This window comes from Devosia sp. LC5 (assembly GCF_000735585.1).
Lineage (GTDB): Bacteria > Pseudomonadota > Alphaproteobacteria > Rhizobiales > Devosiaceae > Devosia.
Genome location: NZ_JNNO01000008.1, coordinates 61,225 through 76,566, shown reverse-complemented (window position 1 = coordinate 76,566; position 15,342 = coordinate 61,225). Strand labels below are relative to the sequence as shown.

Genomic DNA, 15,342 nt, shown 5'->3' with positions numbered 1-15,342 from the left:
AGTTCGGTACACGGACCTCGCCTTCGCAAGAAGGCCACCGAAAGTCTTCCGCGATAGCTCAGTTGGTAGAGCAAGCGGCTGTTAACCGCTGGGTCGTAGGTTCGAGTCCTACTCGCGGAGCCAATCGGTCGAAATACAAAAAGCCCAAGCCGGTCACCTGGCTTGGGCTTTTGTTTTGCTCCTTATCCGCACAGCATTGCCTGGCCGCAGGCGCGGGTTTAGGGAGGAGATCACGTGACAGAAAGGCGCCTTTCATGACCAGCAACGGCAATGGCAGCGACATCGATGGCGAAAGCCAGATCACCCTGACCCGCACGATCGACGCCCATATCGATGACGTGTTCGCGGCCTGGACCGATCCGGCGCTGATCGAGCAGTGGCAGGCCGACGAGGCCGAATTCGACGCTTTCGAGGGCGGTGAATATCGCTTCGTGACCTTTGGCGACGATGAAGACCCCGAGCAGCATGTGGTCAGCGGCGATGTGCTGAAATTCGTTGAAAACGAGAAGCTGGTCATGTCCTGGGTCAGCAAGGACGAGGACGGGGACGACGACGATATGATCTTCGTGCTCGAAATCGACTTCAAGGCCGTGGGCGAAGACCAAACCAAGGTGACCATTACCGAGCGCGGCCTGGCGCATGCGGACGCGGAATCGCGCATCTTTTCGATCGAAGCCTGGAATGCGGCGCTGGAAGCGCTGGCCGAGGTGATGGAATAGCGGGAATGATATTCTGGCGCGCAGCGCTATCGCCCAAAAGCCTTGCCTGACAATGGCTTGGAGCGAAATGGCATGCCATTCCCCTGCCGAAGGCTTGCGGCCATGAGTGGCGGCACATAGGCTCGCCGCAGTCCTTCACAGATTGTCGATCCATGGCCAAGCACGAAGACCTGATTTCCGCGATCGGCAATACGCCGCTGATCCGTCTCAACCGCGTATCGGCGCTGACCGGCAGCGACATCTGGGGCAAGGCTGAGTTTCTAAATCCCGGCCAATCGGTCAAGGACCGGGCGGCGCTGTTCATCATTCATGATGCGGTCAAGAGCGGGGCGCTGAAGCCGGGCGGCACGATTGTCGAGGGCACGGCGGGTAATACCGGCATCGGGCTGACGCTGGTGGCCAATTCGCTGGGCTTCAAATCGGTGATCGTCATTCCCGAGACGCAGAGCCAGGAAAAGAAGGACGCGCTGCGGCTTTATGGCGCCGAGCTGATCGAGGTTCCGGCCAAGCCGTACAAAGACCCGAACAACTACATCAAGATTTCCGGCCGACTGGCCGAAAAGCTCAATAAAGAGCTGCCGGGCGGCGCGATCTGGGCCAACCAGTTCGACAATGTGTCCAACAAGCGCGCGCATGTGGAAACCACCGGGCCCGAAATCTGGCAGCAGACCAACGGTCGGATTGACGGCTTCATCTGCGCCGTGGGGTCAGGGGGCACGCTGGCGGGCGTAGCGGAGGCGCTACGGGCGCGCAGCAAGGATGTGAAAATCGGGCTGGCGGACCCGGAGGGAGCGGCGCTCTACAATTTCTATGCGCATGGGGAGCTGAAATCCTCGGGCAATTCGATCACCGAGGGCATCGGCCAGGGCCGCATCACGGCGAACCTGGAAGGGCTGAAGGTGGATAATCCCTACCAGATTTCGGATACCGAAGCCCTGCCCTATGTGTTCGACCTGCTCGAGCATGAGGGGCTGTGCCTGGGCGGCTCGAGCGCGATCAATATCGCGGGCGCCGTGCGCATGGCGCGTGATCTGGGACCCGGAAAAACCATCGTCACCATGCTGTGCGACTACGGCAACCGCTACCAGTCCAAACTGTTCAACCCGGAATTCCTGCGCGGTAAGGGACTGCCAGTGCCCAACTGGCTGGAAGAGCGCGCGCCGATCGATATTTCGGATGTGATTGCACCGGCGACGATCTAGGCGGCCGGGGATACACATCGGCTCCAGCGGTTCTGTCGTCCCCTCAGGGGAGAGGGTGAGGGTGCCATGCTGGGCGCTATCGAACGCGGAAGCATCGCACCCCTCACCCGCCGGCTTCGCCGTCGACCTCTCCCCTGAGGGGCGAGGTGAAGCGCGCCGATATTCACTGGCGGGTCCGCCACCGTCCGCTTTTGTCGCCATTGTCCAATGCCGCTTGGCTGATACAGTGGCCCACCACGAATCCGGGCGGGCACATTGGTCGGCATCGAATATATTCTGGGCAGTATCATCGCGGATCTGCATATTTTTGCGGCGCTGACGGCTGCGATTTATCTGCTGGCGCTGGTCTGCGCGATACGGGAAATCATGAATTCGCGGACGTCGCAGGGCTCGATCGCCTGGCTACTATCGCTGATCGCCCTGCCCTTTCCGACGGCATTTCTTTACCTGACCTTTGGCTGGAAGGCGTTTGACGACTACGCCACAGACCGCATCCGCAATGGCCGCGCCGCCCGGCCGCTGCGGGCCAAGGACCTGGCGTTGATCGACCGGGAAACCAGCCATCTCTGGCCGGTGCAGACCAAGGTGTCGGAAGTGCCGTTTCTGACCGGCAACGAGGTGGAACTGCTGGTGGATGGGAAGGCGACGTTCGATTCCATCTTTGAAGGCATCGCCAAGGCCAGGGAATACCTGCTGGTGCAATTCTACATCGTGCGCGACGACGCGCTGGGGCAGGAGTTGGCCGAGCGGCTGATCGAGCGGGCGCAGGCGGGGATAAAGGTCTACCTGCTTTATGACGACGTGGGCAGCACGGGCATGCCCAAGCGCTATCGTACGCAATTGCGCGAGGCAGGGATCAAGGTGGCCGGGTTCAACCAGCGCCACAAATTCCTGCGCTTTTATGGGCCCATGCGGATCAATTATCGCAATCACCGCAAGATCGTGGTGGTGGACGGCGAGCATGCCTGGGTCGGCGGGCATAATGTGGGCGTGGAATATCTGGGGCTCGACCCAAAATTCGGGCGCTGGCGCGATACGCATGTGCGGGTGTCGGGTCCGGCGGCTTTGGGCTGTGCGCTGCTGTTCCGCGAGGACTGGCAATGGGCGACGGGCGAGGTATTGCCCTCGGCGCCACCCGAGACGGTAGCCACGCCGGGCGATCAATCAGTGCTGGTGATGGGCAGCGGGCCGGCGGATAAGCTGGAAGAATGCGCCATTGCCTATACCGACCTGATCGGGCGGGCGCGGGAGCGGCTGTGGATCGTCAGCCCCTATTTCGTGCCGGACACCGATATCCGCACGGCGCTGTTCGCCGCACAACTGCGCGGAGTGGATGTGCGGATCATGCTGCCCAATGAGCCGGATCACAAGCTGGTCTGGCTGGCCAGCATTGCTCATGCCGATGCGATGATCGAGCATGGCATTTCGGTCTATCGCTATACCGATGGGTTCCTGCACCAGAAGGTGGTGCTGATGGATGACCAGATCGCCACTGTGGGCAGTGTCAATTTCGACAACCGCTCGTTTGCGATCAATTTCGAGATCACGCTGTGGTTCACCGACCGCAAGGCCATCGACGGCGTCGAGACCATGCTGCTGGAGGATTTCAAGAGCTGCCGGCAGGTGGGACTGGACGAGGCCAAGGCGCGTTCCTGGCCGATGCGGTTTTTGACGCAAGCGGCGCGGCTGCTGTCGCCGGTGCTTTAGGCCGTGAAGCAAGGCCCCCTCACCCGGCCCGAACGGGCCGACCTCTCTCCCCCAAGGGAGAGGTGAAGTGGCTACATTATGGGCGGGGCGTAAAGGCGCCCGCCATTGGTCCAGAGGGCGTTCTGGCCACGCAACAAGGCGGCGCCGGTTTGCGGGCCGAAATGGCGGTCATAGAGTTCGCCATAATTGCCGACGGCACGGATGACATCGGCCATGAAAGTCCTGCTGAGACCGAGAGGAGCGCCGAAATCGCCTTCGACGCCCAGGATGCGGCGGACGGCGGGGGTGCGGGCGGCCGATAGGGATTCGATGTTGAGGGCGGTGATGCCGACTTCTTCGGCGTCGATCAGGGTGAACAGGGTCCAGCGGACGATGTTGAACCATTGGCTGTCGCCGTCGCGAACCACGGGACCGAGCAATTCCTTGGAAATGCGCTCGGGCAGGATGCGGTGGCTGGCCGGGTCGGGCAGCGCACGGCGAATGGCCTGCAATTGGCGGCCGGGAGCCGAAATGGCCTGGCAGAGCCCGGCCTGATAGGCCTGCGCCAGATCGGCCATGTCTTCATAGGGCACTTCGGTATAGCTGGCCTGGTTGGTGAAGAAGAACTCCTGCAGGCGCGCCAGATCCTCGCCGCCATCGATGACGCAGATGCTGATATCGTCCAGCTCGAAGGCGGAGACGACGCCCAAGGACTGGGGGGCCATGAAGGCCTGGCCGTCAAAGAAAGCTGTGCCGACATAGCTGGCGCCGTAAAGGGTGTCGCGCCGCTCGGTCCAGGGGCCGTTGCGGGTGAGGACATCGACGGCGCCGGTTTGAAGGGGGGCGAAGCGGCTGTCGCCGCGCAGGGGGCGGAATTCGATGAGGTTGGGATCGCCGAACACGGCGGCGGCAATGCCGCGGCAGAGATCGACATCGAAGCCGGACCAGCGGCCTTCGGCATCCTGCTGGGCAAAGCCGGACAATTGGCTGGTGGCGCCACAAATGAGAAAGCCACGATCGCGCACGGTCTGCAAGGTCGACTGGGCAGCCGCAGGGGCGACGGCAAGCGTCAGCATACAGGCGAGCCCTGCGGCGGCAGACAGTAATCGCGCGATGAAACGGGTCAAATCCGGCCGCCTTTCGGCGCACATATTGGCAGGCGCCCCCCGGCGGTCAAGCCACGCAAACGAATGCCCTGCCGCTTTTCGACAGGGCATTCCACTGTTTGCAGTTTAATGCAGGATCTGGCTGAGGAACAGCTTGGTCCGCTCGTGCTGTGGCGCGGAGAAGAAGGCCTCGGGATCGTTCTGCTCGATGATCTGCCCCTGATCCATGAAGATGACGCGATTGGCGACCTGACGGGCAAAACCCATTTCATGGGTGACGCAGATCATGGTCATGCCGTCTTCGGCCAGGTTGATCATGACCTCGAGCACTTCCTTGACCATTTCGGGATCGAGCGCGGAGGTGGGCTCATCGAACAGCATGATCTTGGGCTGCATGCAGAGCGAACGGGCGATGGCCACGCGCTGCTGCTGCCCGCCCGAAAGCTGGCCGGGGAACTTGTTGGCCTGCTCGGGGATCTTGACCCGCTCCAGATAGTGCATGGCGGTCGCCTCAGCCTCGGCCTTGGGGATGCCACGCACCCAGATGGGGGCGAGCGTGAGGTTCTGCAGGATGGTCAAATGCGGGAAGAGATTGAAGTGTTGGAACACCATACCCACTTCGCGGCGCACTTCATCAATGCGCTTGAGATCGGCGGTCAGTTCGGTGCCATTGACGATAATCTGGCCTTCCTGATGCTCCTCAAGGCGATTGACGCAGCGGATGAGCGTCGATTTGCCAGAGCCCGAGGGGCCGGCGATGACGATGCGTTCGCCGCGCATGACGCGCAGATTGATGTCGCGCAGCACATGGAAGTCGCCATACCATTTGTGCATGCCGATGACATCGATGGCGACATCGGTGTCCGAGACGGTCATCTGCGAGGTACCGGTGGCGCGCTCGACAGTGGATTCGGAAACTTGGCTCATGATCTTACCTCTTGTGCCCAGTATCCAGCCGCCGCTCCATCCAGAGCGAGTAGCGGGACATGGCGAAACAGAAAACCCAGAAGACGGCAGCAGCAAAGACATAACCGGTCACGGCCTGGGTGGGCGATGACCAATTGATGTCGGAGCTGGCCGATTGCACGGTATTGAGCAGGTCGAAAATACCGACGATGGACACGAGCGAGGTGTCCTTGAACAGGGCGATGAAGTTGTTGACGATGCCCGGGATCACATGCTTGAGCGCCTGGGGCAGGATGATGAAATAGGTGCGTTTCCAATAACCCAAGCCCAGCGACGCGCCGGCCTCGTATTGGCCGCGCGGCAGGGCTTGCAGTCCCCCACGCACGGTTTCGGCCAGATAGGCGGACGAGAACAAGGTCACGCCGACCAGGGCACGCAGGAGCTTATCGACCGTTGTGCCCGTGGGCATGAACAGCGGCAGCATGATCGAAGCCATGAACAGCACGGTGATCAGCGGCACGGCGCGCCACAGCTCGATGAACATGACGCTGAGCGTCTTGATGATCGGCAGTTGGGACTGGCGGCCGAGCGCCAGCAGGATGCCGATCGGGATCGAGCAGATGATGCCAACCAGCGAAATGATCAGGGTGACCAGCAAACCACCCCATTGTTCGGTGGGCACATACCGCATGCCGAACACGCCGCCATTGAGCAGGTAGAAAGCGATGATCGGGAAGACGACGAAGAACAGCACCGCATTGATGCGCTTGAACGGCGCCGAGGGCATGAGCAGCGGCACAATCAACGCCGCGCCCAGCGCGAAGACGATGTTGGGGCGCCAATACTGATCGATGGGGTAGAAGCCGTAGATGAAGAAATTGAAGCGGGCGTAAATATAGGCCCAGCAGGCCCCTGCCCCTTCGGCACGGCATTCTTTCACCGTGCCGCCCGGCATAACGGCATGGCCGATCAGGAAATTGTAGATCGGGGGTACGGCCCAGAGCAAAAACAGCATGCCCAGAATGGTGAGCAGCGTATCGGAGGGCGAGGCAAAGAGGCTGCGGCGCAACCACGCGATGGGCCCGTCGGTGCCGCGCGGCGGCTGGCGGGCATCCACCATGCTATCGCGGACGTAAGCGTGTTCCATGGTCATGTTCTAGCGCTCCACCATGGCCACACGGCCGTTATACCAATTCATGAACGCTGAGGTCAGCAGCGAGAAGGTGAGGTAGACCGCCATGGTCAGGGCGATGACTTCGATGGCCTTGCCGGTCTGATTGAGGGTGGTGCCGGTAAAGACGTTGACCAGCTCAGGATAGCCAATGGCCGCGCCAAGCGACGAGTTCTTGGTGAGGTTGAGATATTGGCTGGTGAGCGGAGGCACGATGACGCGCATGGCCTGGGGGACGATGACCAGCCGCAGCCGGTCCCCCTCCTTGAGGCCAAGCGATTGGGCCGCTTCGGTCTGGCCCTTGTTGACCGAGCGAATGCCGCCGCGCACATTTTCGGCGATGAAGGCTGCGGTGTAGATAGTCAGCCCGAAAACCAGAGCCACCAGCTCGGGCGGCAATTGCACGCCGCCGCGGAAATTGAAGCGCTCCAGGACGGGCAGCTCGAACGCCAGTTGAGCGCCGGTGACCACATAGACCAAGGCAGGAATGCCGACCGCGATCAGGATCAGCAGGGCCAGGGGGAAGCGGCCTTCGCTGGGTGGGCGGCGCAGGGTGCCTTCGAGTGAAATCCAGCCCATGACGAGCCCCGCGACAGCTGCGCCGAGATCGATGGCGAATGGCGGCCAGGCCGCGAACATGGCGCGCAGTAATGCAGCCAGGATGACGAAGGTGATGGCGAATGCCACCACCGCCCTGGAATAGGGGGCAAAGCGGGTCAGCGAGGCCACGGCCGCAACCAGAGCCGCTATCCAGGCAATTGCGGGTGAACTGGCCAAAGCCGGCACGAACTGCGACAGCAGGCTAAAGGCCAGGGCAGCCACGAGAAAAGTGACGACTGCGTCAGCTATCTTGGCAGCCTGCACGACCAAAGCGGGATAACGCCCGGTGGCGGTGCGTTCGCGCGTGGCCCAGATGCCCACGGCTATTGCGGCAATGACGCTGGCGGCAATGGCCAGCAGCACCCAGATGAACTCGCCGTCGGGCAAGGGGCGCGGCACCATGAGACCACGCTGGTTGATGAAGACATCGAGCGGCAATTCGAACGAGTTGCGCACCGCCGGCATCGCCTTGAGCACGGCGAAATACCAGAAGAACAATTGCAGCAGCAGCGGGATATTGCGGATCGTCTCGATATAGACCGTGGCCACGCGAGCAATCAGCCAATTGGACGACAGCCGCGCTATGCCCAGGGTAAAGCCCAGCAGGGTGGCGAAGAAGATACCGATAACGGCGACCAGCAGCGTATTGAGCAGCCCGGCGAGGAAAGCCTGCCAGTAGAACGAGGTTCGGCTCCAGGGAAACAGCGTAAAGCTGATGTCGAAGCCGGCGGTACGGAACAGGAAATCGAAACCGGTGGTCTTGTTTTGCGCGGCCAGGTTCTGGGCCGTATTGACGATGATCCAGTAGAAGAAAGCGACGACCAGCCCGCCAACGATAATCTGGTAGAGGATACCCCGGAATACGGGGTCATTCAGCAGCGAGGTGCGCGGGGCGCTGCCACCGATATTGTCTTGCACAGCCATTGGGCATGCATTCCTTTGCTGTGAACCGAGGCGCCGCTACGAACAGAGCGTCAATCGGGCATGACTTGTGGGCATAGCCTGGCCTTCGCCAGGATCAACAAATCCCGCCGCCACCAGCAGGGCTGGTGATGTTTGATGTTCGAGGTCGCCGGTTCAAAACCAAAACCGGCGCTCCTTTCGGGAGCGCCGGGCTTGCGATTGCGATTAGCGGATCGGGGGCGCGTATTGCAGACCGCCATCGGTCCACAGCGCGTTGAGACCGCGTTCCAGCCCGATATCGGTCGAGGGACCGACATTGCGCTCGAATGCCTCGCCGTAGTTACCAACCAGCTTGATGATCTGGTAAGCCCAGTCCTTGGTCAGCCCGATGGGGGCGCCAAAGTCGCCTTCAACGCCGAGCAGGCGCTTGATGGCCGGGTTATCCGAGCCGAGCATTTCATCGACATTGGCCGAGGTTACGCCCAGTTCTTCAGCTTCAAGCAGAGCATAGTAAGCCCAACGGTTGATCTTGAACCACAGATCGTCGCCCTGGCGAACCACGGGGCCCAGGGGCTCCTTGGAGATGATTTCGGGCAGGATGATATGATCATCCGGCACGGCGAACTTGGAGCGTTCTGCGGCCAGAGCCGACGAGTCAGTGGTGTAGACGTCGCAACGGCCGTCTTCATAAGCCTTCACGACTTCATCCTGATCAACAAACACGACGGTGTTGAATTCAAGATTGTTGGCAGCGAAGTAGTCGGCGGCGTTGAGCTCGGTCGTGGTGCCGGACTCGATGCAGATGGCGGCGCCAGACAGATCGAGCGCCGATTCGATGCCGTCGGCCTTGCGGACCATGAAGCCCTGGCCATCATAGTACATGGTGCCGAGGAAGCTGATGCCCAGATCCGTATCGCGGCTCATGGTCCAGGTGGTGGTGCGCGACAGAATGTCGATTTCGCCCGCAGACAGCGCGGCGAAACGCTCCTGGGAGGTCAAAGGCGTATAGCGAACCGAATCGGCGTTATTGAAGATGGCGGCGGCAACTGCGCGGCAGAAGTCGACCTCAAGGCCGGCCCACACATTGTTGGCATCAGGGGCGGAGAAGCCGGCGACACCGCCGGTCACGCCGCACTGGATATAGCCTTTAGCCTTAACATCGCTGAGCGTATCAGCGTGCGCAGCAGACGCACCAATGAGGCCTAAGGAGGCCGCAAGTGCGAACGTTACGAGCGTTTTTTGCATTGATTTTGCCTTTGGTTTCCTGACCTGTGTCCCGAAAGCTCTTTTGACGCAAGCGTCGTGGCTTCGGTGGCACCGCCGCCCTTTCAATGACGGTTATGATGCTGGTAAGCATGCAAGCGTCTATTGACCGTTGCGTCAAGGGCCGTTGACCTGTTGAGACAGCATGCCTGTCGCTTTATTAGACACTTATCCCGATTTGATGTGAATTTAAGCACCGAGCCTAGTATGAGTGAGAACAAAAGCGGCAATGCCGCACCGCCTTCGGTTGAAACAATACTGACCCATCACGGACGGCTGCCGGAGGATCAATTCGGGTTCGTCAACACGCCCGTCTATCGCGGCTCGACCATCCTGTTCAAAACATTGGATGATCTGGACGCGCAGGAGCAGCGCTTTCTCTACGGCCGGGCCGGCAACCCGACAACAGAGAGCGTCGAGGCGGTGGTGACCGCGCTCGAGGGCGCATATCGGACCAAGCTCGTGCCGTCGGGGCTCGCTGCGATCACAATTGCGTTGCTGAGCTGCGTCAAGGCGGGTGACGATGTGCTGATCTGCGACAGCGCCTATGAGCCGGGGCGCAAATTCGCGGACGGATTCCTCGCCCGGATGGGCGTGACGTCACGCTATTACGATCCGCGGATCGGCGAAGGCCTGGCGGGATTGATGCAGCCCAATACCAGGGCCATCCTGGCTGAAAGCCCGGGCTCGCTGACGTTCGAAATCCAGGACATTCCGGCGCTGGCGCGGGTTGCCAGAGCGGGCGGCGCACGGCTAATCGTGGACAATAGCTGGGCCAGCCCGCTCTATCACAAGCCGCTGGCGCTGGGTGCGGACCTGGTGGTGCACTCGGGCACCAAGATGTTCATCGGGCATTCCGATGCCTTTGCCGGCACGATCTCGACCACCGAGGAAGCGTGGAAGGATGTGGAGAACACGCGGGCGCTGCTGGGGTTCTTCACTTCGGGCGACGAGGCGTTCCTCGTGGCGCGCGGGCTCAAGACCCTGGCCATTCGGATGAAGGAGCATCAGGAGCGGGCACTGGCGATTGCGCGCTGGCTGGAAGAGCAGCCGGAGGTCGTTTCGGTGCTGCACCCTGCCCTGCCCAGCCACCCCGACCATGCGCTGTTCAAGCGCGACTTTACCGGCTCGGGCAGCCTGTTTGGCGTGCTGCTGCAGCCGGCGCCGCGGGCTTCGGTCGCGGCATTTGTCGATGGACTGGAGCTGTTCACCATGGGCTATTCATGGGGCGGCTATGAAAGCCTGTGCCTGCCGGTGAAGCTGGGCAAGAATCGCACGGCCAAGCCGTGGACGGAGCAGGGAAACCTGTTCCGCCTGCATATTGGGCTGGAAGGCGTGGACGACCTAAAGGCCGATCTGGCGGCCGCTATCGCTCGCTACGCTCAGGCGCGCTGAGTAACCAGCCGCCACAGCCGGCGCAAGTTCGGCACGCCACGGAAGCGGATCGTGCCGTCCGGCAATCTGGCGAAGAGCCAGCGCCGGGCGGCGAAGACATTGCGCACCGCATAGGCTCCGATGCAGCCCAGGGCGAAACCGGCGACCACGTCAGTGGGATAATGCATGCCGATGACGATGCGCGAAAAGCCCGTCATCACCGCGATGAGCAGGAAGAGCCGGAAAAATTTGGGGACGAGAAAGCCAACGACGAGAGCCGTTGCCATGGCCGTGGTGGCATGGCCCGACGGGAAGCTCTGGAACGTCGAATCATTGAGAATGCGCTGGAAGGCAAAGGCGCCGTGTTCGAGAAATTCGGCCGGCCGGCCGCGACCAAACAGCCGCTTGAGCCCGTTTACCAGCAGGCCCGGGGCACCGACGCCGACGAAAATGAAGCCGGCCAGCATGGTCAATTCCCAGCTGGCGCGGCGGTAATAGCCGGCGGGCAGCACGAAACGGCCGATCAGCGCCAGGACCATGACGATCAGCGACGGGATCAGAACCCAATCGGACAATCCGAAATCGGTCACGAAATAAAAGGGCGCGCGCCAGACATCGGGCCAGGCCATCAGGCTTTGCGACACATAGGCATCGAAAAACATCAGCACGAAAAGGACAGCGACCAGCACCGTGACGTAGTTGGGCCAGTTTTTCGGGGTGAGGCCGAGCGGCCAGCGTGCGGTCAAATTGGGCATAAGGGGTTTTTGAACAACCACAATCAATCCGTCAACGGTGAGATATCGGCTTGGTTACGCTTGCCCTTTGGAAACGAACAGGCTAACGGAAGGCGGTGATCTCGGAGTGTAGCTCAGCCTGGTAGAGCACCGGTTTTGGGAACCGGGGGTCCAAAGTTCGAATCTTTGTACTCCGACCATCACATCAGCCGTTCCGGCGAGGTTATTATCGCAAGGCCTTTGGGCCTTGTTATGCGCATCGTGTTGAGGACTTTGCATGACCGCCCGCATCTATCGCCCTGCCCGCAACGCCATGCAGTCGGGAAAAGGCAAGTCCCGGCAATGGGTTTTGGTGCATGAGCCGGCGGCTCAGCGCGAGATCGACCCGCTGATGGGCTATACGACGTCCACCGACACCCGCCAGCAGATCAAGCTCAGCTTCGATAGTCTGGAACTGGCGGAAGCCTATGCGCAGAAGAATGGCATTGCCTATACGGTGCAGCCCGCGCATGACGCCACGCCCAAGCGCGTGAGCTACCCGGACAATTTCCGCTCCGACCGCAAGACGCCCTGGACGCATTGACCGGTTATGACATTTTGAATCCATAGAGCGCCGCAAGCCATTGTGGCGCTTTTGTTTTTGGAGATGGTGACCTGGAAACCGGCCTGCTGATCATATTGTGCGGCGCGGCCGCGGCCGGCTTTGCGCAGGGCGTGTCGGGCTTTGCCTTTTCGCTGGTGGCGCTGTCGTTCTGGGCCTGGGCGGTGGAGCCGCAATTGGCGGCACCGATGTCGGTGTTTGGTGCGCTGGCCGGGCAATTGACCACCCTGCCCTGGGTGTGGCGCGGATTTGACCACAGGCGGCTATGGCCATTGCTGGTGGGCGGGCTGATCGGCGTGCCGGTAGGCGTGGTGCTGCTGCAATGGCTAGATCCGACAGCGTTCAAGTTCGGGCTTGGCGTATTCCTGCTGATCTATTGTCCGCTGCTGCTTCTGTTGCCGGCTGATTATCGATGGCAGCGTGGCGGGCGTCTTGCGGATGCGGTTTCAGGGCTGGTTGGCGGCGTACTAGGCGGGATTGGCGGCATGTCGGGGCCGGTGCCGACGCTGTGGACGACGCTGCGGGGCTGGGACAAGGATACGCAGCGGGGCGTGTTGCAGGCATTTAACATCGCCATGCATGTGTCAACGCTCACCGCCTATGCCTTTTCGGGCTCGATCACGGCACAGGCGCTGACCATGTTTGCCTGGATCACGCCGGCGCTGCTGGTGCCCGCGATTTTGGGGGTGTTACTATTCCGGCGGCTCAAGGCGATCGCTTTCCGCCGGATTATCCTGAGCTTCCTGCTGCTGTCGGGCGCTTCGCTGGTGTGGGGCAGTGTCGCCGCCTGGCTGTGACTTTTCGGGCGGACAATGTTCTGGCAGGGTAAGACCAAAGGAACATTTGCATGACCAGATCGCTTTTTGCCCTCCCTGCCCTCCCTGCCCTCCTTGTCATGCTGGCTGCGCCTGTGCAGGCGGCGCCGGCCCTGTGGTCGATCAGCGACGAAGACAGCTCCATCTGGTTATTCGGTTCGTTTCACCTGCTGCCGCCCGATCTGGAATGGCGGACGGATTTGTTCTCCGAAACACTGGAAAATGCCGATGTGGTCTATTTCGAAACCGATGTGGGCCCGGCGGCGCAAGCGGTGCTGGGGGCCAAGAGTTTTGAGCTGGGCTTGCGGGACGATGGCAAGTTTTTAGCACAAGCGCTCCCGCCGGAAACGACGGACCTGTTGCGCGAGGTTTCGGCGGAATACGCCGTGCCCATGCCGTTGCTCAATACGCTCAAGCCCTGGCTAGCTTCGATTACCCTGACGGCCGCTGTTGCGCAGCGGGCGGGACTCGACCCCAATAGCGGGGTGGATATCGTGTTGCAGCGGGAAGTGCCGGCGGAGCGGCAGGCCTATTTCGAGACTGGGGAGGAACAGCTTGCCCTGCTGGCCGATGGTTCGGAGGAGGAGCAGACCGAGATGCTGGCGGCGACGCTGGCCGAGGTGGGCGGCATGAGCAAGATGCTCAGCAAGATGATCTCGGCCTGGACAGGCGGCACGCCGGAAAGCCTGGCGGCCTATTTCATGGAAGATCTGGGGGCCGACGAAGCGGTGGTGATGGATCGTTTGATCTATGACCGCAATGAGCGCTGGGCGGAGACGCTGAAAGGCGTGCTGGCCGAGAATAAGAACGCGCTGGTGGTGGTCGGCGCCGGGCACATGATCGGGGATCGTGGGGTGCAGGCGCTGCTTGAAGACGCTGGATTTGAGGTCCAGCGCCTTCAATAACTTTTTCGGGGCCTCATAAGGAAGGCCCCCTCACCCGGCCCAAACGGGCCGACCTCTCCCCCAAGGGAGAGGTGAAGTGGGGCTAGACTGCGCTCAACTTGGTCCATTTGCCGTCGGCCTGGCTCGAGGCCACCGACGCCATGATGAACTGCATGCCTTCGACGCCATCAGCGAGGGTCGGTAGCAGGCCTTCATAGGCTGCGCCTTCGCCGCGGATGACGGCGGCGAACTGGCTATAGAGCGTGGCGAAGGCTTCCAGATACCCTTCGGGATGGCCGGAGGGGATGCGCACATTCATGGTGGAAGCGGCATTGCCGGAAATGGCGCCGCCGCGGGTCAGCAATTGCTTGGGTTTGCCGAATTCGGTGAACCACATGTAATTGGGATTGTCCTGGCGCCATTCCAGGCCACCCTTCTCGCCATAGATGCGCAGCTGGAGGCCGTTTTCGCAGCCGACCGCCACCTGACTGGCCCAGAGCATGCCCTTGGCCCCGCCTTCGAAGCGCAGCATAATGTGGACATTGTCGTCGAGCTTGCGGCCGGGGACGAAGCTGGTCAGATCAGCCGAGACGGAATCGGTCTTGAGGCCGGTGACGAAGCGCAGCAGATTATAGGCATGGGTGCCGATATCGCCGATGGCACCGCCGGCGCCGGATCGGGCCGGATCGGTGCGCCAGGCGGCCTGCTTGTTGTCGTCATCGGTGGCTTCGGCGAGCCAATCCTGCGGGTATTCGGCCTGGATGACGCGAATCTTGCCCAGAGCGCCCGACTCAACCATTTCGCGGGCCTGCCGGATCAGCGGATAGCCGGTGTAATTGTGCGTCAGCAGGAATTTGGCGCCATTCTTTGGCTTGATCTCGGCCAGCTTGCGGGCGTCTTCGATGGTCGAGGTGATCGGCTTGTCGCAGATGACATGGATGCCGGCCTCGAGGAAGGCCTTGGCAGGGCCGTAATGCATGTGGTTGGGCGTGACGATGGCCACAGCCTCGATGCCATCGGGGCGTGCGGCTTCGGCGCGGGCCATTTCTTCGTAGCTGGTATAGATGCGGTCTTCGGCCAAGCCCAAATTGCGGCCCGATTCCCTGGCCACTTCGGGGCGCGACGACAAGGCGCCGGCCACCAGATCGTAATCCCCATCGATGCGGGCGGCCACGCGGTGCACATAGCCGATAAAGGCTCCCGTGCCGCCGCCAACCATGCCCAGGCGAATGCGCTTTGCGCCGTTTTCAGCCATTGATGCCTCCTCAATTCAACGTCGTCCGACGTCTACCACAAGGTCATTCCCGCGAAGGCGGGAATCTCTGTTGTTGTCACTGTGTCCGCAAACGGAGGTTCCCGCCTTCGCGGGAATGACACC

The 15,342-nt window shown here is 61.5% G+C and carries 14 protein-coding genes and 2 tRNA genes; 9 read left to right on the top strand and 7 right to left on the bottom strand.

Going from position 1 to position 15,342, the window contains the following annotated elements; translation table 11 throughout:
• Nucleotides 1-47: 47 nt before the first annotated feature.
• From FF80_RS05795 to cls, 4 genes are all read left to right on the top strand, one after another.
• Nucleotides 48-123 (top strand) — tRNA-Asn (locus tag FF80_RS05795).
• A 131-nt stretch (nucleotides 124-254) separates the two neighbouring features.
• The gene (locus FF80_RS05790; RefSeq protein ID WP_035098444.1) at nucleotides 255-719 is read left to right on the top strand and encodes an SRPBCC domain-containing protein; all 465 of its coding nucleotides are present in this window, start codon (nucleotides 255-257) and stop codon (nucleotides 717-719) included.
• 152 nt (nucleotides 720-871) lie between these two features.
• Nucleotides 872-1,921: a cysteine synthase A gene (locus FF80_RS05785; protein ID WP_035098442.1), complete on the top strand. Its 1,050-nt coding sequence runs from the start codon at nucleotides 872-874 to the stop codon at nucleotides 1,919-1,921.
• Between the two features lie 255 nt (nucleotides 1,922-2,176).
• Nucleotides 2,177-3,628, top strand: a complete 1,452-nt coding sequence (cls, locus tag FF80_RS05780; RefSeq protein ID WP_244445716.1) for a cardiolipin synthase — start codon at nucleotides 2,177-2,179, stop codon at nucleotides 3,626-3,628.
• Nucleotides 3,629-3,699: 71 nt separating this feature from the next.
• Here the strand turns inward: cls and FF80_RS05775 are convergent, their stop codons facing one another.
• From FF80_RS05775 to FF80_RS05750, 5 genes are all read right to left on the bottom strand, one after another.
• Nucleotides 3,700-4,734: an amino acid ABC transporter substrate-binding protein gene (locus FF80_RS05775; protein WP_160172797.1), complete on the bottom strand. Its 1,035-nt coding sequence runs from the start codon at nucleotides 4,732-4,734 to the stop codon at nucleotides 3,700-3,702.
• Nucleotides 4,735-4,839: 105 nt separating this feature from the next.
• Entirely contained in the window at nucleotides 4,840-5,640 is an 801-nt protein-coding gene (locus FF80_RS05770; RefSeq protein ID WP_052153225.1) for an amino acid ABC transporter ATP-binding protein, read from the bottom strand.
• A gap of 4 nt (nucleotides 5,641-5,644) precedes the next feature.
• Nucleotides 5,645-6,766: an amino acid ABC transporter permease gene (locus FF80_RS05765; RefSeq protein WP_035098540.1), complete on the bottom strand. Its 1,122-nt coding sequence runs from the start codon at nucleotides 6,764-6,766 to the stop codon at nucleotides 5,645-5,647.
• A gap of 9 nt (nucleotides 6,767-6,775) precedes the next feature.
• Complete coding sequence (locus FF80_RS22180) at nucleotides 6,776-8,314, bottom strand: ABC transporter permease subunit (protein WP_052153223.1); 1,539 nt, start codon at nucleotides 8,312-8,314, stop codon at nucleotides 6,776-6,778.
• A 204-nt stretch (nucleotides 8,315-8,518) separates the two neighbouring features.
• Entirely contained in the window at nucleotides 8,519-9,538 is a 1,020-nt protein-coding gene (locus tag FF80_RS05750; RefSeq protein ID WP_035098440.1) for an amino acid ABC transporter substrate-binding protein, read from the bottom strand.
• Between the two features lie 225 nt (nucleotides 9,539-9,763).
• On the opposite strand from FF80_RS05750, the gene metC reads away from it, so the two are divergent.
• Nucleotides 9,764-10,951 (top strand): cystathionine beta-lyase, encoded by a 1,188-nt coding sequence (gene metC, locus FF80_RS05745; RefSeq protein WP_035098434.1) that lies wholly within the window; start codon nucleotides 9,764-9,766, stop codon nucleotides 10,949-10,951.
• On the opposite strand, the gene FF80_RS05740 is transcribed toward metC, so the two are convergent.
• Nucleotides 10,939-11,685, bottom strand: coding sequence for a phosphatase PAP2 family protein (locus tag FF80_RS05740; protein WP_035098433.1), 747 nt, complete (start codon nucleotides 11,683-11,685; stop codon nucleotides 10,939-10,941). The two genes, metC and FF80_RS05740, sit on opposite strands and share 13 nt — an antisense overlap.
• Nucleotides 11,686-11,787: 102 nt before the next feature.
• Between FF80_RS05740 and FF80_RS05735 the strand changes: the two genes are divergently transcribed.
• From FF80_RS05735 to FF80_RS05720, 4 genes are all read left to right on the top strand, one after another.
• Nucleotides 11,788-11,864 (top strand) — tRNA-Pro (locus FF80_RS05735).
• Between the two features lie 77 nt (nucleotides 11,865-11,941).
• On the top strand, nucleotides 11,942-12,247 hold the full coding sequence (locus FF80_RS05730; RefSeq protein ID WP_035098431.1) for an ETC complex I subunit: 306 nt from the start codon (nucleotides 11,942-11,944) through the stop codon (nucleotides 12,245-12,247).
• A gap of 95 nt (nucleotides 12,248-12,342) precedes the next feature.
• Nucleotides 12,343-13,062, top strand: coding sequence for a sulfite exporter TauE/SafE family protein (locus tag FF80_RS05725; RefSeq protein ID WP_244445715.1), 720 nt, complete (start codon nucleotides 12,343-12,345; stop codon nucleotides 13,060-13,062).
• 50 nt (nucleotides 13,063-13,112) lie between these two features.
• Entirely contained in the window at nucleotides 13,113-13,985 is an 873-nt protein-coding gene (locus FF80_RS05720; RefSeq protein ID WP_035098427.1) for a TraB/GumN family protein, read from the top strand.
• 82 nt (nucleotides 13,986-14,067) lie between these two features.
• Here the strand turns inward: FF80_RS05720 and FF80_RS05715 are convergent, their stop codons facing one another.
• On the bottom strand, nucleotides 14,068-15,219 hold the full coding sequence (locus FF80_RS05715) for a Gfo/Idh/MocA family oxidoreductase (protein WP_035098426.1): 1,152 nt from the start codon (nucleotides 15,217-15,219) through the stop codon (nucleotides 14,068-14,070).
• Nucleotides 15,220-15,342 lie beyond the last annotated feature (123 nt).

Bases quoted from the DNA above. Each gene is read 5' to 3' on its own strand.
- metC (WP_035098434.1), top strand. From the start codon at position 9,764: ATGAGTGAGAACAAAAGCGGCAATGCCGCACCGCCTTCGGTTGAAACA.
- FF80_RS05720 (WP_035098427.1), top strand. From the start codon at position 13,113: ATGACCAGATCGCTTTTTGCCCTCCCTGCCCTCCCTGCCCTCCTTGTC.
- FF80_RS05765 (WP_035098540.1), bottom strand. From the start codon at position 6,766: ATGGAACACGCTTACGTCCGCGATAGCATGGTGGATGCCCGCCAGCCG.
- FF80_RS05790 (WP_035098444.1), top strand. From the start codon at position 255: ATGACCAGCAACGGCAATGGCAGCGACATCGATGGCGAAAGCCAGATC.
- FF80_RS05740 (WP_035098433.1), bottom strand. From the start codon at position 11,685: ATGCCCAATTTGACCGCACGCTGGCCGCTCGGCCTCACCCCGAAAAAC.
- FF80_RS05770 (WP_052153225.1), bottom strand. From the start codon at position 5,640: ATGAGCCAAGTTTCCGAATCCACTGTCGAGCGCGCCACCGGTACCTCG.
- FF80_RS05715 (WP_035098426.1), bottom strand. From the start codon at position 15,219: ATGGCTGAAAACGGCGCAAAGCGCATTCGCCTGGGCATGGTTGGCGGC.
- FF80_RS05730 (WP_035098431.1), top strand. From the start codon at position 11,942: ATGACCGCCCGCATCTATCGCCCTGCCCGCAACGCCATGCAGTCGGGA.
- FF80_RS22180 (WP_052153223.1), bottom strand. From the start codon at position 8,314: ATGGCTGTGCAAGACAATATCGGTGGCAGCGCCCCGCGCACCTCGCTG.
- FF80_RS05785 (WP_035098442.1), top strand. From the start codon at position 872: ATGGCCAAGCACGAAGACCTGATTTCCGCGATCGGCAATACGCCGCTG.
- FF80_RS05750 (WP_035098440.1), bottom strand. From the start codon at position 9,538: ATGCAAAAAACGCTCGTAACGTTCGCACTTGCGGCCTCCTTAGGCCTC.